The 24,589-nt window shown below is 67.9% G+C and carries 16 protein-coding genes and 1 pseudogene; 6 read left to right on the plus strand and 11 right to left on the minus strand.

The features are described 5' to 3' along the window. Window positions 1–65 precede the first annotated feature (65 nt). Window positions 66–1,022 carry a hypothetical protein gene (locus ACWGJ2_RS33080; RefSeq protein ID WP_453350009.1) on the plus strand — a complete coding sequence of 319 codons (957 nt, stop codon included), beginning with the start codon at window positions 66–68 and terminating at the stop codon, window positions 1,020–1,022. 459 nt (window positions 1,023–1,481) lie between these two features. Here ACWGJ2_RS33080 and ACWGJ2_RS33085 read toward each other — a convergent pair whose 3' ends face one another. Together ACWGJ2_RS33085 and ACWGJ2_RS33090 are read right to left on the minus strand one after the other, a co-directional pair. Then, the gene (locus ACWGJ2_RS33085) at window positions 1,482–1,889 is read right to left on the minus strand and encodes a DUF6527 family protein (protein ID WP_453350010.1); all 408 of its coding nucleotides are present in this window, start codon (window positions 1,887–1,889) and stop codon (window positions 1,482–1,484) included. Window positions 1,890–2,372: 483 nt separating this feature from the next. After that, window positions 2,373–3,043, minus strand: a pseudogene (locus ACWGJ2_RS33090) (DUF6791 domain-containing protein). Window positions 3,044–3,457: 414 nt separating this feature from the next. Between ACWGJ2_RS33090 and ACWGJ2_RS33095 the strand changes: the two are divergent. The 3 genes from ACWGJ2_RS33095 to ACWGJ2_RS33105 are packed head-to-tail and all read left to right on the plus strand — an operon-like array spanning window position 3,458 to window position 6,795. Next, window positions 3,458–4,501, plus strand: coding sequence for an ABC-three component system protein (locus tag ACWGJ2_RS33095; protein WP_453350030.1), 1,044 nt, complete (start codon window positions 3,458–3,460; stop codon window positions 4,499–4,501). Continuing rightward, window positions 4,498–4,947: an ABC-three component system middle component 2 gene (locus ACWGJ2_RS33100; RefSeq protein WP_453350011.1), complete on the plus strand. Its 450-nt coding sequence runs from the start codon at window positions 4,498–4,500 to the stop codon at window positions 4,945–4,947. Before ACWGJ2_RS33095 ends, ACWGJ2_RS33100 begins: the two co-directional genes overlap by 4 nt. A 3-nt stretch (window positions 4,948–4,950) precedes the next feature. Beyond that, on the plus strand, window positions 4,951–6,795 hold the full coding sequence (locus ACWGJ2_RS33105; RefSeq protein ID WP_453350012.1) for a hypothetical protein: 1,845 nt from the start codon (window positions 4,951–4,953) through the stop codon (window positions 6,793–6,795). Window positions 6,796–6,979: 184 nt separating this feature from the next. Here ACWGJ2_RS33105 and ACWGJ2_RS33110 read toward each other — a convergent pair whose 3' ends face one another. The 7 genes from ACWGJ2_RS33110 to ACWGJ2_RS33140 form a co-directional block, all read right to left on the minus strand. Then, window positions 6,980–9,679, minus strand: a complete 2,700-nt coding sequence (locus tag ACWGJ2_RS33110) for an AAA family ATPase (protein WP_453350013.1) — start codon at window positions 9,677–9,679, stop codon at window positions 6,980–6,982. A gap of 204 nt (window positions 9,680–9,883) precedes the next feature. After that, window positions 9,884–10,588, minus strand: a complete 705-nt coding sequence (locus tag ACWGJ2_RS33115) for an HNH endonuclease family protein (protein ID WP_453350014.1) — start codon at window positions 10,586–10,588, stop codon at window positions 9,884–9,886. Window positions 10,589–10,640: 52 nt separating this feature from the next. Then, a complete protein-coding gene (locus ACWGJ2_RS33120; RefSeq protein WP_453350015.1) occupies window positions 10,641–10,856 on the minus strand; it encodes a hypothetical protein in 216 nt (71 codons plus the stop codon). A gap of 105 nt (window positions 10,857–10,961) precedes the next feature. After that, entirely contained in the window at window positions 10,962–11,438 is a 477-nt protein-coding gene (locus ACWGJ2_RS33125; protein WP_453350016.1) for a hypothetical protein, read from the minus strand. 14 nt (window positions 11,439–11,452) lie between these two features. Further along, window positions 11,453–12,769, minus strand: a complete 1,317-nt coding sequence (locus tag ACWGJ2_RS33130; protein ID WP_453350017.1) for a hypothetical protein — start codon at window positions 12,767–12,769, stop codon at window positions 11,453–11,455. Continuing rightward, window positions 12,766–15,651 carry an ATP-binding protein gene (locus tag ACWGJ2_RS33135; RefSeq protein ID WP_453350018.1) on the minus strand — a complete coding sequence of 962 codons (2,886 nt, stop codon included), beginning with the start codon at window positions 15,649–15,651 and terminating at the stop codon, window positions 12,766–12,768. Before ACWGJ2_RS33135 ends, ACWGJ2_RS33130 begins: the two co-directional genes overlap by 4 nt. Window positions 15,652–15,658: 7 nt before the next feature. Continuing rightward, window positions 15,659–17,167 (minus strand): hypothetical protein, encoded by a 1,509-nt coding sequence (locus ACWGJ2_RS33140; protein ID WP_453350019.1) that lies wholly within the window; start codon window positions 17,165–17,167, stop codon window positions 15,659–15,661. Between the two features lie 1,487 nt (window positions 17,168–18,654). Between ACWGJ2_RS33140 and ACWGJ2_RS33145 the strand changes: the two genes are divergently transcribed. Continuing rightward, a complete protein-coding gene (locus tag ACWGJ2_RS33145; protein ID WP_453350020.1) occupies window positions 18,655–20,091 on the plus strand; it encodes a NucA/NucB deoxyribonuclease domain-containing protein in 1,437 nt (478 codons plus the stop codon). Between the two features lie 72 nt (window positions 20,092–20,163). On the opposite strand, the gene ACWGJ2_RS33150 is transcribed toward ACWGJ2_RS33145, so the two are convergent. Both ACWGJ2_RS33150 and ACWGJ2_RS33155 read right to left on the minus strand, forming a co-directional pair. Beyond that, the gene (locus tag ACWGJ2_RS33150; protein WP_453350021.1) at window positions 20,164–20,634 is read right to left on the minus strand and encodes a hypothetical protein; all 471 of its coding nucleotides are present in this window, start codon (window positions 20,632–20,634) and stop codon (window positions 20,164–20,166) included. Window positions 20,635–20,956: 322 nt separating this feature from the next. Then, window positions 20,957–21,628 carry an HNH endonuclease family protein gene (locus ACWGJ2_RS33155; protein ID WP_453350022.1) on the minus strand — a complete coding sequence of 224 codons (672 nt, stop codon included), beginning with the start codon at window positions 21,626–21,628 and terminating at the stop codon, window positions 20,957–20,959. Between the two features lie 324 nt (window positions 21,629–21,952). On the opposite strand from ACWGJ2_RS33155, the gene lanKC reads away from it, so the two are divergent. Next, on the plus strand, window positions 21,953–24,559 hold the full coding sequence (lanKC, locus tag ACWGJ2_RS33160; protein WP_453350023.1) for a class III lanthionine synthetase LanKC: 2,607 nt from the start codon (window positions 21,953–21,955) through the stop codon (window positions 24,557–24,559). Window positions 24,560–24,589 lie beyond the last annotated feature (30 nt).

Raw genomic sequence — 24,589 nt, forward strand, 5'->3', positions numbered from 1 at the left:
CTCGTTCCGCGCTGACCCAGTTCAAGAAGCTGCGCGACACCGGCGCGCTGGCCGATCCGGACAGCATGCGCGCCGAGTACGAGCAAAAGCTGCGGGAGCACCAGGCGGCGGCCGCGCCCGGGCAGCGCGTTCCCGATGCGCTGACGGCCGCGATCGGGGAGCGCGGACGGCTCGTAGCCCTGCACAGGGCTGCCGAACAGCAATGCAGGAAGGCTGCGAGGCAGGCGGAGGCCGCACGGGGCAAGCTGAGCGGTGCCGTGGCCGATCACGCACGGGCCGAGGGGGAGCTCGCCGCCCCGGTGAACGCCGCGCCAACGGCCTGCGCCCAGTGCGGGCAGGTCCTTCCCGAGCGTGAACCCGGGCTGTGCCAACAGTGCGGGCAGTGCGGGCAGGCACACGCGGGTGCTGAGAACCAGCGTGAGCGCCAGATCGCTACCACCCACGCGCGAGTGGAACGGTTGCGGCTGACGCTGCAGGACGCGGCGGCACGTACGTCCGAGGCGGCGCAGCAGGACGAGGAGGCAGCGGCAGCCGCGCTCGCCGCTCGCGACGTCTACGACCAGGAGCATCTCGCTCCTGCCCGCACGGCGGCGCAGCAGGCGGAGAAGGACACCCACGGGCTCAGCCGGGACATCTCCCAGCTCAAGCGACGGCTGGAGGACGCCGGCTACATCAGCGCCCAGAAGAAGGGCGTCAAGGCGGCGCAGCAGGAGATGGAAGCCGCGCAGGCCGCCCGGGACGCCGCCAAGACCACGCACGGTGTCCGCCGCAAGGAGGCCACCGGACGCTGGTCGGAGTTCTTCCTCGCCCGGCTGCGGCAGATCACCCCGGGCGTCGAAACCGCCTCCACCGGCCCGCAGGACTTCACCACCCGGGTGAAGGAACGCGACGAGGTCGACAAGACGTTCGCCGAGAACTCGGTGGCGGGCAGTCCGAAGGCCGCCACCAACACCACTCCTTCGTTCCCTCCCTCGCTCACACACTGCGTCCTGCCGCCGACCGAACGGTTCCGTGGCCTTTGATCAGCGCTTTGGACCGCAGTCTGGGCAGACGTTGTCGTCGTTGAACTCAAAGTGCACCTCGCTCGGCTGCAGATGGTTGGACCTGCAGACGGTGCACAAGTCCCCGCCGCAGTTTCCGCAGCCCACGTAGCGGCCGCCGGCGTACTCGTAACGCCGCTTCTCAATCCATGGGGCATCGCATGCCATGCCGGGTCTCCCTTCGGCGAGATCATCCTATTTCGCCTCAGAGCAACGAGCGCATCCACAAGGTGGTTACAGGGGGCAGGACGTACAGCCGCCGAGGGTGTATCCGTGGCCGGGCACCACCAGCTCCCTTGGAGGCCGGGACCAGAGCCTCGGCCAGCGCTTTGAACGGCCAGCGTGAGGGAATGGCCCCAGAGGCTTGCGGATGTGGTGTGTGCGCCGCTCGGTCTGTAAGGTCTGTCCGTCCGGAAGGGCAGTGAGGATTCGCCCGTCGGGCTACGGGCGGCGCCAGAAACGGAGACGGTGCCAGACCCCATCCCGTGGGTTCGGACGAGGATCTCCGGTGTCGTGGGCGGCCAGCAGGCGGCGGTCCCGGTTCCGGGTCTGGTCGATCTCCGCCGTCGAGTACCGGCGGCTCCAGATGACGTGGCCGTCACGGATCCAGTAGTGCGACCGGCACGGGAGGGACCAGTTGCCGATCGAGGGGGCGAGGGACACGCTCTCGCCGTCATACGTGACGCACCATTGCGCCGGGGAGAGCGGCGTGATGACCTCGTTACCGCAACCGCAGCAGCAGAGGTGACCGCAGGTACGGTAGGGGATCGAGACGTACAGCACTCCTGCGTCCATCGCTGAGGGGAAGGTCTCGGTGAAGGCCGGGTGCAGGGTGGCTTGTGCGGTCACGGCAGGTCCTCGCTGGCGATCTCGTTGGTGATCAGTGAGTACGTGGTGTGGCTCTCGCCGGTGGCGTCGGCGTAGATGCCGATGGCGCGTTTCCAGCGGATGACGGCCAGGACGGCGTTGAGCGCGTTGAGATCCGCGGTCTGGATGTTGCGTGCATATGCGTCGCGTTCGGGCGCCGGCTGGGGAATGCGGCGGCGTGCTTCGTCTCGGCGGCCCGGGAGGCTGGTGGTGACGCGCAGGAGTCCGCTGAGGCGGCCGTCAATCTCTTCGATGCCCATGCCGACGTCGATGAACGGTACGTCGTGGGCTTCGAGCCAGTCGATGATCGCCGGCTTGCCGGCGGCGTCGTCGGAGGCGAGGAACGCGAACGTGGCCCCGGTGAGCAGGTCGAGGTTGTCCTCGTCGAGGTACTGCTCGCAGGCGGACACGCCTCGGTGCATATTGGCGTAGATCGAAGCGAAGTAGGTGGCCTTGGGCGGGCGGTCACGCAGGGTGTCGAGGGTGGGGGCGCCGGGGGCCCGGAAGGCGTTGTGGTTGTCGAAGGTGTCGCCGTCGATGAGGAGGATCGAGTCGACCTCGGTCTTGGCGACCTGGTCGAGGATGTAGCTTCCGCTGCCGCCGAACGATGCGGTGGCCTCGGAGGCAGCGATTGACTGCCGCGATACCGGCACGGGAGGTGGCGGTGTCACGGTAGGCGAAGGGGCTGTCGTCCTCGGTCTCCTGCCATGCTGCGCCGGGAGTTGAGGTGGCCGAGGAGCCGAGTGCCTGCGCCTGGTCGGCGATGACCCTCGCGTACGCGTTGATCTTCGTGTACTCGTCGGGTAGCCGTCGGGGCTGGGTTTGCTGGAGAGCATGAAGTTCGCCTGCATGCCCTCGGCGATCACCCGGTTCTCGGGATTGGCGAGGGCCAGGGGGCGACCGTGCTCGTCGCAGGGGGCGCAGCCGCTGAACCAGATGCGGTGGTCGGTTCCGGAGACCAGCCGGTCCCCGCTGATGGTCACGGGGTAGGCGAGGAAGCCGTGTTCGACGGTGCGGTTCTCGCTGACGTACGGGATGTACCGGACGATGATGTGGCCTGAGTGGACGACGACGTCGTAGCCGTCGTCGAGGAGACGTGCCAGGTCTGGGTCATGAGCGAGAAGTGCGGTAGGCATCGAAGACCATCCCCTTCTTCACTCTGACGCTGTGGCCAGCGGTGAGGCTGCCTGTGCCGGGGCGTGAGCGGGCGGTGGTGGCGGGCTCCTTCGTAAGCGACGCCTGACCTTGATGCCACCCTTCCGGCCGGGGCCAGCCGACTCCCTGGCGGTGTCCCTCGCGTCCTGGAGCGCCGGGGTGGAGTATTGCGCCAGCGCACGGCCACGCGCCACCAAGAAAGCAAGTGGGGCCACTTGAGGGCGCCGTGCCGGTCCTGCCCGAGCTGCGGTGCCCGGTACTCGGCGTGGCCGTGCATAGGTCTAGATGTCATCTGTTCAGAAGTGATATCACTTGATGTCGTCTAACGGGCAGGGGGCTGAGTGTCGGAGTCACAGGAGGCGCGGGCGGAGAAGGACGGGCCGGCGCCGTTGACAGTGCTGCCTGCCACGCTGCGCATGGCTCCGGTGCCCACGCCGAAGCAGTTGGTCTCCTTCTATGACCCGGACGAGTTCGAAGTCTTCGTCAAGGAGTGGGTGCCAGCGCTGGAGGGGAGATACACGCTCGTCGAACGGCACGGCGGCACCGGGGATCACGGGATCGACGTGGCTGGCTACCTGTCGCGCGAGAGACTGGAGGGGTCGTGGCACAACTACCAGTGCAAGCGCTACAGCTCCGCCGTGACCTGGTCGGTGGCGGCCGGGGAGATCCGCAAGATGTTCGTCGCCGCCGCGGCGGGTCACTTCGCCGTCCCCACCCGGTACATCTTCGTGGCGCCCAAGATCTCGCGCAGCCTGCCCCGGCTGTTCGCGACGCCCACCGAGTGCCGCGAGAAGTTCTGTGCGGAGCTGTCCGTGACCGGTGACGCGCTCGTGACGGGCCTGGCGGACGACCGGCGCCGGGCAGTGGAGGATCTGGCCGCAGCCACCGACTTCGCCATGTTCGAGTGCGTCGACCTGGATGAGATGCTCGCGCTGCACCGGACCACCCCGCACTGGGCCGAGCGTTTCCCGCACGCCCCCCTCGAACGGGGGCCTGCGGTGATGATTCCGCCGCCGCAGCACGGCGAGGAGGAGACCCGCTACATCCAGCACCTCGTCGATGTCTACCGGGAGCGGTACCCAGAGGTGATCGACGGCCTGGAGCAGGTGGGTGAGGTCGCCGAGGCGGACGGGCATCTCAAGCGGCAGCGTGTGGCCTTCTACGCCGCGGAGTCGCTGCGGGTCTTCGCCCGCGACGCGGCGGGTCCCGCCTACTTCGAACGGGTGATGGAGGACGTGTACGACATCGTGGTGGAGGTGGCGGACCGTTCCCACCCGGACGGGTGGGAACGGCACGGCGCGGTCACCAGCGTGGCCGGGACAGTGCAGCTCACCCCGACGGTCCTGACGCCGTTCGTGGGGCCGAAGGCCCGCAAAGGGGTGTGCCATCACCTGGCGAACGAGGACCGTCTGGTCTGGTGCCGGGAGGCGGGGAGGTGACCCCGCTCAACAGTCCGCTGGAAGTGGGGATGCGCGCCCTGGTCCTGCTGGCCGAGAGCTACCCGGAGCCGCTGGACCTTGCGCAGCTGACCGCCTGGGACTATGTGCTGCTCCACAGCGGGGACTTCGACGGGCCGCCCAGTCTGCATCCGCATCTGCCGGCCCGCGCGGGTGAGCTGGGGATGAAGCGGACAGTCCTGGAGCAGGCGCTGCTGGTGCTGATCAGGGCCGAGCTGGCGGGTCTGGTGGATCGCAGCGACGGGCTGATGTATGCGGCCACGGACCGCGGGCCGGTGTTCGTCGATGTGCTGGAGTCGCCGTACGTGGAGTCGTTGCGGGAGCGTGCCGAGTGGGTGGTGAACGACTTCGCGGCGCGGACCGACGCGCGCGCCGCCACCGGGGAGATCGTGGGCCAAGCAGCGTCCGGCCCGGGGCGGGGGGGGTAAGGGATGGCTGATGTGCTGCGTCTGGTCCACCTCACCTACGCGGGCTCCGGCAAGCCCACCGCTCAGGTGGAGTTCGATCCTTCGCTGACGCTGGTCTACGGGGCCTCGGACACTGGCAAGTCCTTCATCGCCGAGTCCATCGAGTACATGCTCGGCGGGACCAGGCTGGCCCTGGTGGACGAGGCCGAGGGCTACAGCCAGATTCTGTTGGGTCTGCGGCTGCCGGGCGGCAGCCCGTTGACCCTGGTGCGCGCCCCGCACCACAACACCATCCATGTACACCGCGCGGATCTGAGGGACCTAGTCACACGGCCAGCGGACGCCCAGGTCACCGCAGTGCACACGGCGCGCAGCAGGAACAGCCTTTCCCTGCTACTCCTGGGCGAGCTGGGCCTGGAGGGGCTGCGGATCCGCAAGAACGAGGCCGGGGCCACCCGTGCCCTGGCCCTGAGCGACCTGGTGCATCTGGCCGTGGTGCCCGAGACCCGCATGGTCGACCCGCTCTCCCCGGTCCTGCACTCGGCGGCGTCCAGCGGCAAGACCGCGGCGGCCTCGGTCATGCGGCTGCTGCTGACCGGTGAGGGCGACCTGGAGGTGGAGACCGGGCTGAATGCCGGGCAGCGCCGCGTCAACAAGGGAAAGGTCACCCTGCTCGACCAGATCATCCTCGATCTGCACGCCAAACTCTCCACCGGAGAGCCGGTCAGGGAACTGCGCAACCGGCAGGCGCGTCTCCAGGCGTCCATCGATGAGCATTCCGCCACCTTGCGTACGGTCACCGACCGGCATCTGAACGCGGTCACCGCGCGGATGCGGGCCGCCGAGGACCTGGCGGGGGTGGAGGCCCGCCTCGGCGAGGTGGGCGATCTGGTCTCCCGGTTCCTGCTGCTGGAGGAGCAGTACCGCTCCGATCTCGCCCGCCTGGAGATGGTGACCGAAGCCGGAAGCCTCCTGGGCTACTTTCGTATAGGGGCGTGCGTGTTCTGCGGTGCTGAGCCCGAGCACCAGCACCCGGGCCACAGTGATCATGAGACCACGCAACTGCACATCGCTGTGCAGAGCGAGACGGCGAAGACCAGCACACTGCTCACCGATCTGCTTCCCACCATCGCGGACCTACGTGCCCAATTCGACGAGCTCGCCGCCCGCAGAATCGCGCTGTTGGAGGACACCGCCCGGTGGGACGAGGAGATCGATACGACCGAGCAGATGATGGCCCCTACGCGGGCCCGCATGGACGAGCATCTGCAGGCCCGTTCGGCCATCGAACGGGACCTGGAACTGCACCACCGCATCAACGAGTTGGAAGAGCGTCGCTCGCGGCTGGACGGTGAGCAGTCCAGCCCTGCACAGCGGCCAGCCGAGTACGTCCCCAGCCGGGTGCTGTCGGTGTTCGATAACACGCTCCGCCGCATCCTGGACACCTGGGAGGTTCCCTCCGTCGGCTTCGCCGAGTACGACCAGTACGCGATGGACATCCGGGCGGGAGGGCGGCGGCGAGCCAGCCGGGGCAAAGGGGTCCGCTCGGTGCTGCACTCGGCGTTCACCACCGCGCTGGCCCAGTTCTGCCTGGATCATGACCGACCGCATCTGGGCTTTATCGTCCTGGACTCCCCGGTGGTGACCTATCGGGACCCCATCAGCGACCCGGTCGGCGAGGATGTGGATCTGACCTCGAACGTGGTGGACCACTTCTACAAGGGCATGCTCGACGTCCCGGGCCAGGCCATCGTCTTCGAGAACGGGGACCCACCGGAGGAAGTGCGGGCCCGCACCGAGACCTACCGTTTCACCGGAGCCAGGCCGGGCAGATCCGGCTTCTTCCCCCGTCCGGCCAGCCAGGGCTGAGCCGCAGCTGGCGCGATACCGCGGGAAGAAAGGCGGCGCCCGGGCAGGCGTGCGCGGTTCATCACGGGCTGCCGGATTCCCGGCGATCGAGCTGGCAGGAAGCCGGAAGCAGCTAGGTAGCCCGTGATGAACGCCTGGGCCCCTCTCCCGTGCCGGGCCTGTGGTCCGACTGCGCAGGAGAGACTCAGGAAGCGGCTGTCCGTGCGGCGAGGGCTTCGATGAGGGCACGCTGGTCATCGATCTCTGCGGCCTGCACGGGGGACAGCTCGTAGTGCCGCAGACGGTCGATCTCAGTACGCGCGGCGGCATGGTCGCCGGTGTGGGCCAGGACCACGGCGCGCTGCGAGCGCAGCGAGAGTGTCAGGTCGCTCAGGGCGTATGCGTGCGCGAGGGGTAGGAGGGTCTGCTCCAGGAGTGTCAGGGCGCCGGGCGGGTCGCCGAGCTCTACGAGATCGTCGGCGGCCTCCTGGCCCATCAGGACGGTTGCCCGCCACGCCCCGGCGAGGTGATAGAACTTCATCGCGTGCATGGCCGCGAGCCCGTGGCCCTGCTGCATCTGCTGTGTGCAGCGCACGGACAGGGCCAGGCAGTCGGCGAGGCGTTTGCAGTCGTCCTCCCAGTGCGCGCCGCCGCGGTCCAGTTGGGCTCGCAGGCCGTCTATCCCGACGGCGACAACATCGGCCTGTGTCAGGCCCAGGTGGGTGTAGTAGTGCTCGGCGAGGCTCAGGGCCAGGAAGTCGGCCTGCTCCCAGCGTTCGGCCAGGGCCAGGCACTGGGCTTGGGTGTAGCGCAGGATGCGTCTGCCGAGGCTGTCTTTGGGGACCTTTTTGCGTGCCGCGAGGTAGCTGGCGTTCATGGCGTCGACATTGCCTGCGGTGGCGTGCCGGGTCATGGTCTGGGTGGCCAGGACGCACACCGCCCGATGATCGAGCAGCAGGTTGGGATGCGCATCGGTCAGTGCGATCAGGTCGTCGGTCAGCTGCCGGTGGGTGTCGGTCTCCTGTGCGTTGTAGGCCATCAGGGCCAGGGCATTCAGCGCGTCGAGCCGGTTGCTGGGTGTGGCAGTGTCGTCGGTGGCCACGGCTGCCAGCGTCGGGCGGAGCGCGCCGGTGAAGGAGTGCTCGAAGAAGTAGTCGTGGGAGGCGAGATCGAGGAGCTGGCCGGTCTGTCCGGTGCGCTCCAACAGTAGCGCCCATCGGGCCAGTCTGCTGATGGTGGCGTTGCCTTCGCCGATGGAGGCGCGCAGGAGGCGGCTGAGGGTGAGCGCGGCAGCCTGCTCGATCCCGGGAGTGGGGAAGCATTCGGTGGCCGGGGGGCGCGCGGCGTCGTGGACACTGAGCAGGCCGCGGCCGGTGCGCTGGATGAGGCCCAGGGCGGTGAGGTGGCGCAGGGCGCGGGCGCAGGCGGGCGCGGTGACCTCGGCACTGTGGGCGAGGGTGCCCAGTTCGTCCTGAGTCAGGGGGACCTCGGCGAAGGCCAGGAGGAAGGCGACCGTTCGGGCCTGGGGATCGAGTCCGCCGAGCACGTCGCCCAGGATGAGGTCCTGGGCAGTGGGGGTGTCGTGCAGGCGGTCCTCGAGGGCCTGGCACATCCGGGCGGGGTCGGCGTCGTAGTGGCTGTGCGCCAGGGCCACGGCGCCGTGCACGTAGAGCGGGAGTCCGCCGGTGAGGTGCAGGATGCGCTGGACGACGTGCGGGTCGGCCGACGTGCCGGCGGCGGTGAAGGCGGCGGCAACGCTGTCGGCCGACCAGCCGGGGAGGCTCTCGGGGGTGATGTGCAGCTGGGCGGCCAGGACAGCCTGGTCCGGGCGGGGCTGACCGAGGAGGACGAGCCGGGTCGTGGGCAGGGCGTCGATGATCTGCTTAAGGCTGGCGGCGTCGAGGCGGTGGACGTTGTCGAGGACAATGGCGACGGGTGCTGCGGCGAGGCGCTGGTGCACGCCTCTGAGGATGTCGAGGCCCGGGCCGTGGACAAGTTCGGTGCGCTGTTCGGCCTCCAGGTGTCGGGCGGCCAGTTCCCGGGCGAGGGCCCCGGCGGCGGCTTCGCCGGTGAAGGCGGCGATGTCGAAGTAGGTGAGGGGTTCGGGACTGTGCTCGGCCGCGTGGGCAGCCCAGGCGGTTTTCCCCGCACCGGAGAACCCGGTGATCACACGGATGCGGGCGTCGGTGAGCAGGGCTGGTTCTTCGGCCTGGGGCAGGTAGGGGTCCGGGGCGGCGGGGAATGCCTGCAGTTCGGTGACGAACTGCTCGTAGAGGGAGGACAGTTGCTCAGGGCTGAAGGCTTGCTTGCTGTGTCCGGTGCAGGCGTAGACGACGCGGGCGGCCAGCTTCCACACCAGAGTATGCGGTGCCAGGGAGGTGAAGGGCACCTTCTCCGCCTGGCCGGCGCACCAGGTGATGGCTTCTTCCAGGCTCTGCCATGCAGGCGGCAGCCACGCGTGGGGGCTTGCTGCTCCGGGGTGGAGGACGTGCACGTCCTGGGGCCAGTCCGGGGCGGCGAGCTGGGCGGTCAGGCCGGGGCCGGGGGGCGAGTCGGTGACGACGATGAGGGTCGCATGTCCTGGACGGGAGCCGTTGTCGTGCTCGGTGCGCACGACGGCGAAGTTGTCGACGGCACCTTGGACGTCGCCCCACTGCAACGGCCGGTTGCGGGTCTTGACCTGCAGGTACAGGCGCTCGCCGGGCAGGAGTACCTCGATGTCCTCGTCCCGCTCGACCAGCAGGCGCTGCACTCCCCCGCTGCCCATGCGCAGCAGACACCCCACGGCGTAGAGGTGCTGGTAGAGGAAGCCTTTGTGCAGCGCTGTGATCCGGATCAGCTGGGCCGGATCGATGACGGCGTCATCAGCGGCGAGGGCCGGAAGCGGGGCGGGTATCTGGGACACGCCATTCATCTTCACACTCTCGCGGCGGACCGGGGGATTTCGTGGCCGGAAGGTTGCACGGCCGCGGCCCCGGGGTGGCGGACTGCCGACGGGCCTGCTCGCGCAGGTGTGCAGCGGGATCGGGTGGTGCGTCGTGAAGGTGGCGGTCTGCCGCGCGGTGTCGGTGCCCGCCGCTCCCCCAGGGCGCGGTGCCGTCGCCTGGCTTCAGGCCAGGTGAGGCGAGGTGTCGCTGTCAGGGGCGGTCTCGGTCTCGGTCTTGGTCTTTGTGCTGGAGCAGCCGCGGGCGCGTTCGTTGAGTGCGGCCCGCTCCTGCTCGTCGACGCTCAGCCTCCAGCGGGTCTTGGTGCCCACCCAGTCCGACAGGTACTGGCAGGAGGCGTCCGCGCTCGGCACCCACCACTGGGCCGGGTCCTTGTCCGCCTTGGCCCGGTTGTGCTTCGCGGTCACGGCGACGAGCGAGCGCTCGGCATCGAGGTCGTTGGCGTAGCGTTCGCGTTTCTCCGCGTCCCACTTCGAGGCCCCGGCGTCCCATGCCTCGGCGAGGGGGACCACGTGGTCGATGTCCAGCGACCGTGGGTTGTCGGTGGCCAGGCCGTCGTAGTAGGACAGCCACTTCCCGCCGGTGAGCCTGCAGCCGGGGCCGACCTCGGGCTTGTCCGTGGCCTCGGCGATCAGCACCTCGGCCCGCGTGTTGCACCCGTCCTTGTCCGCGTCCACCCAGTGCTTGAAGGACGACCGCTTGTAGCCCGCGCGGGACTCCTCCGCCGCGGGCAGGGCCGCGATGGCCTCCGCCACCGGCATCGACACCCGCTCCGCGGCGGGGGCGGGCTCGGCAACCGCGGGAGCGGCAGCGGCCAGCAGGGACGCGGCAAGGACGGCGGCACCGAGTCCGCGCACAATCGTGATCATGGGAGAAGGAAGCCACGGCCCCGCGCCGGATCCCCGCCTGACCAGGGCGGATTCACCCTTCCGAGTACCGGTGCTTTTCGGCTGTTCCCTGCAACGCCTGTGCCGCCAGTCCGCTGGCATCAGCTTCCTCGACGAGGGCGGCCAGGGCGCGGTAGTTCTTGTACCTGCGTTCGGGGAAGTAGCAGTCGAGCTGCCGGACGCCCGCGAGGCGGGCGGCTGAGTCCAGGGTGAGGGCCGGTGAGCCCGGTGTGCCGTTCTCGTAGCGCAAGGCCCCGCGTAGCTGTCGAGGTAGACGACGCGGCCGTTGGACGCTTATCTGCCGACCTTGGCGACGAAGGGCTCCGTCGTTAGTACTGTGTGACCACGCATGTGGTCATTCGTCACCGAAGTCCTCGGCCACTTCACGAATCTCCTCGTCGATGCTCTCGCGCGCCCGGACGCACAGGTCGCGGAGAGCAGCATCCAGGCCGAGGTAGTCGAGCAGTTCGGCCATACGCCGGTAGTCGTCGCTCTCCACCGCCTCGTCCAGCAACTTCCGTACGGCTGGCGGGACGGCGGTCTCGGCGACGGAATGGGGCAGCCTGCCGAGCACTTGGCGCACCCGAAGCGTGTCTCGGACCCGCAGTGCGGTTCTGAGCAAAGGGGGGATGAGCGCTTCGGTGATGTCGGTGCCGAGGGCCGCCAGAAGCAGTAGCGCCTCGTCCCGTGTTTCGAATGTCTTCAGGGCTTCTCCGAGAACGCGCGCGGTGGCTTCCCTGTCCTGTCGCAGCGGCACGAGTGAGCGGTTCAGGGCGCCGGCTGCCGCGAGAGCATGCGAGAAGGGCTCCCGTTCCGGTTCGGTGTTCGACACGTGAGTGTTCTCTTTCACTTTTTGCTCTTCCTCTTGTTGCCCGCCCATTGCCAGTCCAGCGCGGCAACCCGGTCCCGGAAGTCACCAGCGCTCATCTGCTCCGTCGGATAAATCGTTCGGTGCCCCCACGGTGCGTTGCCTCCCTTGTCCTCCCCGTCGGCATGCAGTCCCAGTCCGGGCGGGAGCACGGCGTCCTGCGGCAGCACGTGGTATTGGCCCGTGGTCGGTGCCCGTTCAGGGTCGATGAAGGTGGAGGCGCCCGGGACGTGGTCGGTGGGAGATTCCGGTGCGAAGGGACCAACGATGTCGTCGATGTCCTCCGCTTCCAGGTCCCGGTCCAGCCGAACCGGTCTCGGCGCTTCCTTGTTACCGAAGGCATGCAGCCGTTCGGGGGCGTCCGCACCGGGACCGGCACCATCCAATTCTGCCCCGTCCCCGACCGGAACAGGCCCTGCCTCGTTGATAAGTCCGTGGTTCTGCGCCACATGCCTTCTGTCATCCACAGGGTCGATGGGCTCCGCCCTCGCCGGCTCCTCTCCTGCTGCCGGGTCCCCAGGTTCCTGGAGCGCGTCATGCTCTTCGCTGGCGGTCGGGCTCCTATCCCAACGCGGGTCTTCAGTAGAGCCTCTGCCCCGTGCGTCTGCGGAGTCGTCATGCTGCTCCCGCCCATCCAGCTCCGGGCGATCGGCGGATTCTCCCGTATCCTCGTCAGGATCATTCGGCTCTGCAGCCGGACTATCTGTCACGTCCCCGTCGCCCTCACGTCGAGACGCTTCCGTGCTTTTCTCCGGCGCAGCCAGTTCCTCATCATTCGCAGTCTCTGCCATAGGAGCGGATCCCTCACCGGCTCCGTTGGATTCAGCAGACCACTTGCCCGAGCTCTCCGGATCGCCCAGATCCACGCCGATAGCGACTCCGTCGTCCGCAGGGGCGGACAGCGGGCCCTCCGACGTCAGCGGACGGCTCCCTGCATCACCTTCGTGAGCCTCATCCTCAACATCACCTACGGCATCTATATCCCCCGCTGTCGAATGCCCTGATTCGTCGCGGTCTGAAGACTCGCTGTCGATCGGCTCCGCCGACTCCTCCGGTGCACCGTTGCCGTCGGCCTCCGCCCTCGGCACCCCCGTCTCTTGGCCACCGTCGACCGGCACTTCCAGGTCCTCCGGCACGCCGTCACTGGCCTTCTCTCCTTCTACGTCAGCGCGGGAGGGAGTGGCGGCATCAATGTCCTCCATTGTGGTGTGGCCGGGCTCATCATCGCCCTGGGAGGAACCGTTGTCCGGCGGATCCGGTGGTGGAGGCGGCGGTTCCGGTGTGTCCGCGCTCATGGCGCTCCCCCGACTGTTGTGGTCACTGCCCGTACGAATGACTTCAGTGGCCACCACGGTGCCTGGAGGAAGGAGGCCGCCTTCTTCAGCCGTTCTTGGGGATCTCTCGCGTTGTGCAGGGCATCGCATGCCTGGCGCCAGGCCATGGATTGGCCCCTCACTGTGGTCTCCGATGGTCGCCAGGTGTCGGGGTGTGCCTTCCAGGCTTCCAACTGCTCCGCGACGGTGCGGCCAGACAGCCGCAGCCCCCGCTCGGCCCAGGCGGCCGTATCCGGGTGAGGGCCCTCATCCGGTGCGTCGGCCGCCTTCAGTGCCCGGTACACATGAGCCCAGCGCCAGGTGCCTGCCTGCCACTCGACTTCACCACGTGGGCAGGCGCTGCGTCCGGCCAGGACACGCAGCGCCGAGGCCGTTAAGTGTTCCAGCAGGCTCTCTGGCGGATAGAAGTCCGATAGCCCTGCCGAACGGTCGTCGACGGCTGCGTTGATGCGCGTAGCGATGGCGCACTCAAGGATCTGTTTGTCCGCCCGGTTCCGCAGTCCTTCGAGCCAGGATGCGTGGGGCTGGGGCGAGGGCCAGCCGCATACATGGGCGATCGTCAGTAGCTCGATCCAGAGGGTCAGGTCGGGGTCCTCGGCCAGATCGTTGCCGAGGCTGATTTCGCGCAGCGCAGGGGGCTGGTCCCAGTCCATATGCCCGAGTGCGGAGTGCGGGTTAAGCAGTGCGGGAATGGCTCGGGTGGCTTGTTTCGTGCTTTCGCGGGCCAGTCCCAGCGGTACGGCGATCCGCAGGGGGCGGTCCATGCCGTCTGTGTAGGCGGCCGCGCGGCCTGGGGGGAGGGCGACGATGTGCCGGGACTGCTGGGGGGTGAGGTTCATCGTCGCGCCGACGGCTTCGCGGTCGTCAGCTGCCGGGAGGCGGTGGACGATTTTCAGGGCGGTGTTCTTGACGATGTCCGGCAGGATCTTCGACGGGATCTGCTCGGCGATCACGATGCCTTCGCCGTAGGCGCGGATCTCGGCGAGCAGTGAGGCGAAGAGCTCTACCGCGTGGGCGGCCGGGTTGCCCGGCGGGACGTTCTTGAGGAGTCGGTGGGCTTCTTCGATCACTGTGACGTGCCGCAGTCCGCCGCCTCCGGTGGTGTCGGTGCGGTGGACTCGCAGGTGTTCGTAGATGCGGATCAGTATCGCTCCGATGAAGAATGCTTTGTCCTGGTCGTTGCCGATGTCTTCGATCTCCAGCACCACGTTTCGGTCCAGGAGGCTGCTCATGTCGATGGGGTGGTGGGCTTCGAAGAACCAGCCGGGGGTGCCCATTCGAAGTGATCCGAGCCGTACGTCGATGAAGCCGCGTACGTTGTCGGCGACCTCTTTGCCGTATCCGATGTTGTTCACGACATCCAGGGCAGCTTTCTGTACGTCCGTCAGGCGGGGGTAGCGTGGTGCTCTTGGCACGCCTCGGCGGGTGCCCAGCGCCAGGTTCCAGCCCATCTCCTGGTAGCACCTGGTCAGCGCCTGGCTGAGGATCTGCGGAAAGGGGTCCGTGGCTTCGAAGGCGGCCAGGAAGAGGGCCCGGACGAGGTCGAGGTGGGTTTGCAGCGGGAACCCGGGCTCGGGTTCGAGCGGGTTCAGGCCCACGGGGACGTCGTCGGGGGCGCCGGGGCGGATGACTGTGACTTCTGCGCGGTCGGCCAGCCGGCCCGCCATGTTCGCGTATTCGGCTTTGGCCGGCTCGATGACCAGCCAGGGGACTTCGATGTCGTGCAGGGACTCCAGCAGGTGTCGTACGGTCTGTGATTTTCCGGAGCCGGTGGCGCCTGCGACGAGGGTATGCCGGTTGAGGGTGTGCGTGGTGATTCCCAGGGCAGTGATGGGCTGGTCGGCTTCGTCGAGGACCGAGCCGAGCACGATGTCGCCGGTTGATTCGGGAGTGACGTCGAAGTCGGCGCGCTCGATGTGATGGAGGCCGGGGAGTTCCGTGTGTGGTGGGCGGGCCAGCGCGGCCAGCAGTTCCGTGCTCGCGGGGAAGGGAGAGGCTGGTTCGCCGTGTGAGGTCACTGCCGTGTGCCACGTGTGTGTCAGGTCGCCGCCGGGCGGTCCGGGTATGAGGGTGTAGGGGTGTTCCTCCATGTCAGTGGAGCTGCACAGGAGTGCGGCTGCTCGGCGGGTGGTGGCTGCGTCGGGTGAGCCGACCAGGATGTGGATGTTCCACATTCCGCTGGGGCGGGCCCTGGACAGTTCGCGGTAGCGGGCTTGGGCGCGTTCGAGTGCGACGCGCTCCAGTTCGGAGTTTTCCCGTTGCCTAAGCCTCGGGATGTTCGTGGTCAGGGCCGTGCGCTCTTTCTCCAGCGCCTCGTCGCTGAGCGGTTCCGCGAGCACCATCCAGGCGAAGGAGTCCCGCATGTGGCGAACGTGGTGATCGAAGCCGCCGCGCATGACCTTCGGTCGGTCTTGCGCGGGAGTCCACAGGGGGTCGGCCTGTCCCCGGCAGCGGGCCCAGGAGGTGAAGCCGGCTAAGTCGGGGACAGGTGCGGGCTCGGCCACCGCGCCTGGCGGGTAGAGCAGGGGGTAGCCGCGAGTGCCGGCGAGTTGGCCGCGGTCTCTGGCGAACGGTACTCGGGGGCGTCCTCCCACCAGGATGTCGATCTGCTGGCTGCCGGGGGGCCTGTGCCACACCACGGCCAGTGCCGCCCCTGGGTGTTCGTTGAACTCGGCCCGTGCGGCGGCGAGCGCGGCGAACAACTCGGCCGGGGTGCGGTCCGGCGCTTGGTCTTCGAGCGCCTGCCGGGGGATGTCCAGCAGTCGGTGGAACTCGAAGCCGTCGAAGATCGCCGATGCTCCGCTGGAGGAAGAGCCGGGATTTCTGTGGTCGGTCGCGCTCATCGCTTTCCTACTCCGGTAGCCGTGGGGCGTCGGCCACGTGCGGCAGGAGGGAGATGGCGGGATTACAGTCGCCGAACAGGACGCGGCGGTATTGCGGACTCGCTTCGACCAGGATGAGTCCGGTAGGCGGCAAAGACTGGATCTGTGTCGGCTCCACCGTGAATTCATAGACCCGCGATACCGTCTCGCCATGCGTCACGGAATCGGTGGACGAGCTGTTCACGGAGTCTTGCCAACTAGTCGACCATCCTCCCCTCTCGCTATCACCTTTACCGTAGCTGTAGGACCACCCCTTGGAGTGTGATTCACCGTAGCTGTAGGACCGCCCCTTGGAGTGTGATTCACCGACCTGCTGCGTCATCTGGTTCATCACGAATTTGTGTCCCTGTCCGATGAATTCGGCGGCGGCTTTGGCTTCCGCGGCGTTCCCCAGCCTCATGAGGACCGTCGCGCTGTCCTGACCTCCGAGAAGCGGCCGGATGTCCTCACGCACATGTGTCATGAGAAGCATGAGCCGAACGCCCGCGATACGCGCCTGGCGAGCCATGGCTTCCAGAGCGGAACGTCCCAGGTGCTCCGCGCCGGCGATCACCAACGTCCCGGCGTCCGCCGGGATGCGGCCTCGGCGAAGCTGATGCAGGAGCAGGAAGAAGACGACGCGGTCCATGACGTCCTTGCGGCGCTCGTTCACATCGTGCGTGGAGAGGATGGTCAACTGCCCGGGGACCAGCCACTGGTCCGAGGCGGGGAGGGTGACGGGATTTTGTTGGGCGCGGGCCAGCAGACGCGTCACGTCATATACGAAACGCAGCTCGTTCTGGATCCGCTCGCTTTGCCCGACAACGTCAATGGCCGCGGTGAGCCTGTCCAGCTCACTGGGCGTCAGTGGTTCCGGCGCTCGGTCGGGTTCGTGGACGCGCAGGAGGACCTCCAGTCCGGAAGCGATCCGGCCGAAGGTGACCGGCGCTTCCAGCCGCTCGAGGACGGAGTGCAGGATGCTGGCGTCCGTCGCGCGCAAGTCGACGTCGGCCCCCTCCGGCCGCAGCGTGGACAGGGCCTCTGCCAGCACCTCGGCCAGTTCGTCCGCGGCCAGCCCCCACGACAGGTCAGGAGGCACGGAGGCAGAGGGCAGTTCCACCCGCGCCACCGGCACCCGTTGCACATCCGCCAAGGCCGCCAGCTCCCGTCCCACCGTCTGATGACTGAGGTCGAGGAGCCACAGCCCCTTTCCGTTGGCCATGAGAGACCCTCCCAGAGTCGCCAGGAGAGCCGCCCACCCATCCGCCGTACCCCCATAGACATCGACCCGACGTGGGCGGGACACGAGCTGAACAGGAAACCACCGCAACGCCTCGTCGACCCGCCGCCGCTCCGCGGCATCGTGCGCGAAGACATCCCTCTTCCAGAACTCGAAGGCGGCTTCGTAGGACGCTCTGAGTTCTTTCCGTTTCTTCTTGTATTCAAAATATGGGGCGATGCGCAGGAAGAGAATTGCCCCGGCAAGAATCCACAGCACAAGGGCTCCAGAGGCCCCCAGCATTGCAAATATCACTCCCAAAAGAAACGACGTAACGAAGACGCACCCCGCAGCAGTAGAGAGCCCGCCAGCGGGCATGGGAGGCTCGCGCCATACCGGCGGATTGTCATGATATGGGTGTGGATACGGAACTGGATGGATATACTCCCACCCCAGCCTCTCCACGCCGTCGAACACGCGTCTTGCTAACTCGATGCCCGCGTCGGGACTTCCCTCCACCGCTCCCCCTCATCGTCTCCGCAGCACCCGTCACGCCACCAAGCCACGACGGAGCGACGCACGTCGAAGCGGAAGGTCAGCGCACCTGGCAGCACTCCCGCTGAACAACCGGACACCTCGTCAACAAGCCCTCTACCATCGTGACCGCCGACTTGACGCCAGAGCGGATACCCACCCGATCCAGCCGCACAGACGCTTGGCACTTGTCACTTCGAAATCCCCCACCCGCTTAGCACCACGGCATGACACCACGGCACGACACCAGCCCTCCACCCAAATCCCAGCCATTGCGCAGCAGTCACTCACCCACGCCAGCGGGGTCCTCGACTACCTACATCTGCTGCTCGACGCCACCCCCATATGCCCGTCCTGACAAGGCTGGGCACCGGAGCTTCAAGGAAACTCGACACCCGCGAGGAACAGGACGTTGGCCGGCTCGGCGTCCAGCGAGTCACTCCACACCTCGTAACGCCAGCCCCTGGCCTCCACCGGTCCCCGGGTCCAGGCGAAGGTGAACGCGCGCTCCGGCTCGACGGCATGGTGGCGCGGTAACGGCTCGCCCGCTATCGAGCCGCTCCGGCAGCGGCCGCGGCCCGCGCACCGAAATACGACGCTCCGGCCAGCAGCACAGTGCTTCCCACAGGACGTCCGACACAATCCGTGGCGAAGCCCCACGCCCCGGAAAACGCTCAACCCGCCAGACGGTGGACGCCCCACTCGATGGCGAAGGCGGCAAAGCGTTCGACGGCCTCCTTCGCTCCTGGGAAGGCGAGGTCGGGGTAGTAGGTCACGTAGCCAGCAGCGCGGCCTCCTATGCACTATTCCCCTCCCAGACGAACGAGATCTCGCTGCTGCGGGAGCCGACCCGTACGGCGCGGGCGCGCGCCTGCAGGCAGTCGATGGTTCGTCGTCCGGCCTTGCCGGCACCGCCGATGAGGAGGATGAAGGCGGTGGCAGTGAACAAGACCCGTAGGGCGTGCAGGATGTTCCGCCGTCCCTGGCCAAAACATGCCGCCGACACCTCATGCGTCACCATCCGGCTGGCTGATGGCGCTTCTCCCTCGGAGGCGGTGCGACGCCAAGGTCTCCTGGCCCCGAGGCGGTGCGGCCGAACCCGGCTGTGGGCCGATAGTTGCGACGTGAACTGGCGCAAATCACCATTGACGCCGCATAACTTTCCATGATCACGTAGCGGGCGACCTGGAGCCGCCGACCGCGGCTCACCACGAATCACCGAGGGGGAAGACATGTCGCTACACGCATGGCTGCGTTCCAGACCCAGACCGCGGACACTGATCGTCGGCGCCGCCGCGGCCGTCCTGATACCCGTCTCCGCTCCCGCCGCCGCGGGCGCCGACGGGCAGGAGCAGCTGCGGATGGAGTCGACGGTGCTGCCGGTGGGCGCCCAGGCGCCCTCACTTGGCGAGCTGCAGGCGGATCCTTCCGGTGCCCGGGCCCGGCTCGCCGAGCTGGCGCAGCGCGGCGTTGCTCAGGGCGCGCGGGAGACGGTGGGTCCTGCGGCCGGCTACGGGGTGCTGGCCGAGGGAGAGTCGGCCACGCCTTCGCAGACGGCGGCGGCCTTGGGGCCGGAGTCGGGGACGCAGACGTTCGCTGTGGATCCGCCCTACCCGGAGCCGGGGCGCAGTATGACCACCCAGGAGTGCTTCGAGGCCCTCAACGGGACGGGGGCGAAGTTCTATATCAAGTCCCGGTTCGCCGTGTGCTCCGGCGCCTCCTTCACCCAGACCTGGTTCAAGAACAACAAGCCCGTGGGTGAGAGCCAGTTCGTGCTGGTGGCCAAGTCGACGATCGCCAAGAGCAGTCGGGCGGTCAACGTCGAGTACGACTACCTGCGCCTGGAGCAGACGGGGAGCACCGGCACCAGTGGCCTGATGATCGGTCCGGACGCCACGCTGCCGCAGGTGTGGCCCTCCTCTGCCACGGTCCGGCAGAGCGGCAGCATTCCCGCTCCGCGCAGTTGGGCGGCTGTCAAGGCTGATCCGGATCCCAGCTTCACTCATACTCTGACCGTCGATGCCGGTCAGGGCAGTGGTAAGGACGACACGGTCTTCGCCGTCTACCAGCCCAAGGTCACTCTCAAGGCGCCTGCGGGCTGGAAGATGGGCGGGGATCTGAGCGGTGAGCCGTTCTTCCTCGCACCTCGCTGGGACACCGCTCCCTATCTGGGCAGGAAGGGTGCGGCGGTGATGAGCTACCTCGTCTCGATGCCTTTCTCCACCAAGGCGGGAGCGCTGGAGAAGCAAGCGGCCGAGCACATCGAGGATGCCTTCACCAGTCCGGGCAGCACCATGCCCAAGAATGCGGCCAAGGACATTCCCGGCCGCACCAGCAGCCGTCCCCTGAGCCGGCTGTACTACGACACCGACCGGCGGGACGCCAACCGCAATCAGGCGATCAAGACCTGTAAGGAGAGCTGGGGCGAGGACTACGCCGAGGACGGCAAGTACGAGTGTGACGAGTTCCCTTTCTCCTCCACCTACGAGGGAGCTGCCCAGGCGCTGCCCAAGTACGACCCGCAGGGCAAAGCTCCCAAGAACAACTACTCGGCCAGGCCGATCCTCACGGCCGACAACAACCGCGGCGGTAAGATCATCCAGGGGTTCTACCAGAAGAACCGCATCATCGACGGCCCGGACGACGGCTTCACCGTGAGCGTCTCCTGACTCCGTAAGCCGCTAAGAGGGGGGAAGGCCGGGAGCCGGTCTTCCCCCCATCCGTGCTGTCCTGGCGCACACTCACATGCTGGGGGCGGGCCAGAACTGAAGCAGGTAGCGCTCCACTTCGTGCGCCACACCGTCCCGGGTGGCGCGGGCGGCCTCCGCGCGCCCGGCGCTGAAGATCCGCAGGCCCCAGTTCTGCTCGACGGTGCCCAACTCCAGCGGCTCGAGGGCCGGTCCGCCCACGGTGTGGAAGACCAGCTCTCCCGTCTCGGAGTAGATCTCCGTCGTCCCCTGTGCCTCCCACACTCCGCCGGGCGGTGCGTCATCGTCCGGCGGGCCGTCCCAGATCTGGGCTGTGACCGGCGCGGTATGGGTGTGACCACCGCTGGTCACATCCACACGCCCCTGGTAGGAGGTCAGGAATTCCTCCGAGGGAGGCCCGTCCGGGTAGGGCACCGGAACCAGGTCTTCTTCCGCCTCTTGGAGGCAGAAGTGGTGGAACTCGATACGCACCTCCATCGTCTGCTCCGACACCAGCTGCGACAACCGGTCCCACTCCCCTCCGCGTAAGCGCCTTGGATCCTCTACAACCTCCATCCTGCCGCGCCCCAAGGCCCGCCCCTGACACCGGCCGTGCCGCAGCAAGCCAGAGGGCTCCGGAGTCCTTCCACCTACGGCAGGAGCCACGCACCGGTCGGTAACAGCCCGGCCGCAGGCGCACAGATGTCCCTGTCCCTTTCCCGCTGCGCCCGACCGTCGCAGCCGAGCAAGCGGCCTGGGACAGCCGAGGGTGGCGAAGATGCCACCACTTCCTCAAGACGCGGTGCCCCGCCCGACTCCAGCCCAGGCGGGGCGGGGCGGACCACTGTCAGTGGACGATCTCGGTCTTGATCTTTGTGCTGGAGCAGCCGCGGGCGCGTTCGTTGAGTGCGGCCCGCTCCTGCTCGTCGAGGGCCAGGCGCCAGCGGGTTTTGGTGCTCACCCAGTCTGAGAGGTACTGGCAGGAGGCGTCCGCGCTCGGTACCCACCACTGGGCCGGGTCCTTGTCGGCCTTGCTGCGGTTGTGCTTGGCGGTCACGGCGACGAGCGAGCGCTCGGCATCGAGGTCGTTGGCGTAGCGTTCGCGTTTCTCCGCGTCCCACTTCGAGGCCCCGGCGTCCCATGCCTCGGCGAGGGGGACCACGTGGTCGATGTCCAGCGACCGTGGGTTGTCGGTGGCCAGGCCATCGTAGTAGGACAGCCACTTCCCGCCGGTGAGCGTACAGCCGGGGCCGACCTCGGGCTTGCCCGTGGCCTCGGCGATCAGCACCTCGGCCCGCGTGTTGCACCCGTCCTTGTCCGCGTCCACCCAGTGCTTGAAGGACGACCGCTTGTAGCCCGCGCGGGACTCCTCCGCCGCGGGCAGGGCCGCGATGGCCTCAACCACCGGCATCGACACCCGCTCAGGAGCAGGGGCAGGCTCAGCCACCGCAGGGGCGGCAGCGGTCAGCAGGGACGTGGTAAGAGCAGCGGCACCGAGTCCGCGCACGATCGTGATCATGGGAGAAGGAAGCCACAGCCCCGCGCCGCCTCCCCGCCTGACCGGGGCGGATTCACCCTTCCGGGTACCGGTCGTCGAACTCCCCCGGAGTTCCTCGTTCGAGTGTTGCAGCGGCTCCGGCTATGTCGCTGAGTCGTAGGAACGCATATCGGCGAGTTCGTAGACCTGAGCAGGCTGGTCCAGCGAACAGGGGGGAGGCAGAAGGCGGCCGCGTCTGTTGCTGTGCTGGCCAAGGCAGCGGTAGATCGCTGGTAGATCACCGATAGACCCTCCCTTGCTGGAATGACTTCGCGTGACAGCGGCCGGCAAGGGGAGGGCAACGGGATGGAAACCGAGTACGCGGCTTTTTGCGCGAAAGACCCGCACTTCTACGACAAGATCGATGACGATCCCGCGGCGGAACGGCTCTTCGCGCCTCTCAGCGAGAACACGACTCCGACCGGCTGGCGCCGGATCACTGTGTGGGGCTGGATCAACTATCACCCGCCCCGCGTCCGTATGCCCGCCCAGGGCTGGAAGATCCACGTCTCGGCGTCGGTGGAACGGTCCGAGGAGGTTGCCCAACTGGTCTTCGACCACTGTGTCGACCGCGCCGTCCCATTCAAGCTAGTCCCCAGCGCCCACGAATACCACAGGCGTAACAGAAAGTACGCGGAGCGGGCGGGGAGCGGGAAGCTCGCCACCATCTACCCGTTGGACGAGGCGCAGCTGGAGAGTCTTGTCACCGAGCTTGGGGAAATGCTCCGCGATGTCCCGGGCCCGTACATCCTCAGCGACCTTCGCTGGATGGACAGCCCGGTCTACGTCCGCTATGGGGCGTTCGAGGCCCGTAAGGTGAAGCTGGCGAACGGGCGCGAAGTCCAGGCGATCGCCGATGCGGACGGCAATCTTGTGCCCGATCCCCGCGGGCCGGTGTTCTCGATACCGGAGTGGGTGTCGCTGCCCGAGTTCCTGCGGCCCGCGCTCGAGCTCCGCGACGCTTCCCGGATCGATGACCTTCCCTGTGAGATAGCGGGGGTCTTGCACTACTCGAACGGTGGGGGCGTCTACGAGGGGCAGGAGAAGAGCACAGGCGCCAAGGTGGTCGTCAAGGAAGGGCGGCCTCATGCGGGTTTGGACCTCTCGGGCCGGGACGCGGTCTCCCGGTTGCGCCGGGAGCGTGACATCCTCACCCGGCTGAGCGGGCTGCCCGGGGTGCCGGCGTTGAAGGGCTATCACAGTGTCGCCGGGCACGAGTTCTTGATCGAGGACTTCGTGGAGGGCCTGACCCTGCGCACCGCCTGTCTGCGCCGGAACCCGATGCTGCACGACGGCCCGCCAGATGGGCGGGAGCTGGCCGAGTACCGGCAGTGGGCCATGGCGACGTGGCAGCGCGTGGCCGATGTTGTCCGTGCGATGCACCAGCGTGGCGTGGTCTTCGGGGATCTGCACACACAGAACATCATCTGCTCGCCCCGGGAGGAGAGTGAGGAGCGGGTCTGCCTCATCGACTTCGAGGGCGGCTGGTTCCTTGAGGAGGACGGCCGGCAGGTGATGGCGAATCCGGGCTTCGTGGCACCTCGGGGGACCGCCGGGGCCGCGGTAGACGATTACGCCCTCGCCGCGCTCAAGTTCGCGGTCTTCGCGCCCCTGACGGAGATGTTTATGCAGAGCGACGGGAAACCGGCGCATCTGGCCGACGTCATCGCCGAGCGCTTCGGGGTGCCCCGCGCCTGGTTCGCCGACGCACTCGCGGTACTGCGCGGGCACCAGGCCGTCCCGGCTGACCTCGGTGAGGTAGACCTGAGCCCCGAGGCATGGCCGGCGCTGGAATCGTCGATGGCTGAGGCCGTCCGGGTGAGCGCCACCCCTGAGCGCACGGACCGTCTCTTCCCCGGCGACATCGCGCAATTCCTGGTCCCGGGAGCGCAGCTGGGCATGGCGCACGGAGCGGCGGGTGTGCTGTGGGCCCTGCGGGCAGCCGGGGCCGGCGATGCCCCGGAAGAAGAACGGTGGTTGGTGGATCAGGCGTTTCGCGACCACTCCGATGTGCCGCCCGGCTTCTACAACGGCTGGCACGGCGTGGCCTACGCGCTGTGGGAGCTGGGCCGTAAGAACGCGGCCGTGGACCTGCTGGCCCGGATGCCATCGGCCAGAAGCGACGAGGCGGACCTCAGCCTGTTCGACGGTCTCGCCGGGACCGGTCTGAACTGGCTGCACTTCGCCCGTGAGAGCGGTGAGGACCGGTATCTGCGGCGAGCACTCGAGACCGCCGACCTGGTCCGCTACCGCCTCGGTGACATCACAGATGTTCCCCAGGTCAGCGGAGGGGCGCACCCTCACGCCGGACTCATGCATGGTGCCTCCGGGCCCGCGCTGTTTTTGACCGCGATGTTCGAGCAGACCGGGGACACGGCGTATCTGGATGCGGCCGAGGTCGCCCTGCGTCAGGATCTGCGGCGCTGCCAGCGTGATGACAACGGGGTAGTGCAGGTCAATGAAGAGTTCCGGCTCATGCCCTACCTCGCGACAGGCAGTGTCGGCATCGGTGTCGCGCTCGACCGGTACCTGGTCAGCCGTCCCGACCCCGAGCTGGAAGCGGAGTTCGCGGCGATCGGGCGGGCGGCAAGGATGTCGTTCTACATCTACCCCGGCCTCTTCCACGGCAGGGCGGGCATGATCCTCTTCAACGCCAGTCACCAGCCCACCGATCGGTCGCTGACCGCCACGCAGGTGGCCGGTCTGGACTGGCACGCCCTGAAGTGGCGCGGTCACCTCGCCTTCCCGGGAACACAGCTTCTGCGCATGTCCATGGACCTGGCGACGGGCAGCGCGGGCGTCCTGCTCGCCCTCGCTGCCGCCCGCACAGCGGCCACGGAACCGGAGCGACGGCTGTCACTGCCGTTCCTCCTGCACCCAAAGACCTCGGGTCGCCCCCTCGGGGACGCCTGAGCCATCGCAACAACCCACGCGGAAAGGAGG

Source organism: Streptomyces sp. NPDC054796, from assembly GCF_053611545.1.